At 62.8% G+C, this 701-nt stretch carries 1 protein-coding gene and 1 pseudogene; both read right to left on the bottom strand.

The window, feature by feature from the left end; all coding sequences use genetic code 11:
* Positions 1 to 128: 128 nt before the first annotated feature.
* Complete coding sequence (locus ACLFKU_RS43820; RefSeq protein WP_410853398.1) at positions 129 to 275, bottom strand: hypothetical protein; 147 nt, start codon at positions 273 to 275, stop codon at positions 129 to 131.
* A 19-nt stretch (positions 276 to 294) separates the two neighbouring features.
* Positions 295 to 701: pseudogene (locus tag ACLFKU_RS43815) on the bottom strand (IS110 family transposase); the annotation flags it as partial.

The following is a 701-nucleotide window of genomic DNA, read 5'->3' as shown; positions in this document are numbered from 1 at the left end:
CGGATTTCCCGCAGGACAGTGGGGGCGTCGACTGCGGTGCGCTCTACCGCTTCCACGGTGCGCGTCCAGGGATCGATCAGGTAGGCGGTCCTGGTCATGGCTGGACGTACTCGCGCGATGCGTCGCCATCAGGTCGAGGGCGACCCGGACTGCGGATGCCGGAGCCAGCCCTGCGGCTCGCTCGAGCCGTCCCACGCATCGAGCGCGGTGCGCGCCGCCTCTAATGAGTGAAAGTAGAACGTGTCGGTGCGCCCGCACGGACGAACGCCCGTCACGAGTGCCCACTCCCACGTGCTTCCACTCGCGCATGCGGCGCTCAATCTGCGCTACCTGCTCGTCCAGCTTCGCCAGTCCGCTCCACTGCTCGCGGAACGCGTCAATGATCACAGCAGGCAGACGTTCAGCGAGCCGTTCGAGTACCACTGGTATCTCCTTGTCCAGTTTGCTTCGGCCCTTGCTCATTACCTCGCCGTATTCCGTCAGCAATCCTCGAAGGCTATTGATCTGCATCGTTCGGAACTTGAGCAGTTGCTGCCTCATCCGGTGCAGCCCAAGCATCGCTTGCTGCATCTCGGTTTTTACCGCTACCGGCTTGCCTGGCTGCTGTACTGCTAGCCAGATCGCCCGGGCGTCCGCCGCATCGTTCTTATTGCGGATGTTGAACGCCTTCACAAACTCCCCCGGCATCAGCTTCACCTCGT

It is taken from the genome of Paraburkholderia sp. EG304 (genome assembly GCF_046543485.1).
Taxonomy (GTDB): Bacteria; Pseudomonadota; Gammaproteobacteria; order Burkholderiales; family Burkholderiaceae; genus Paraburkholderia; species Paraburkholderia youngii.
The sequence above is the reverse complement of the archived record's forward strand: the minus strand, read 5'-3'. Positions and strand labels throughout refer to the sequence as shown.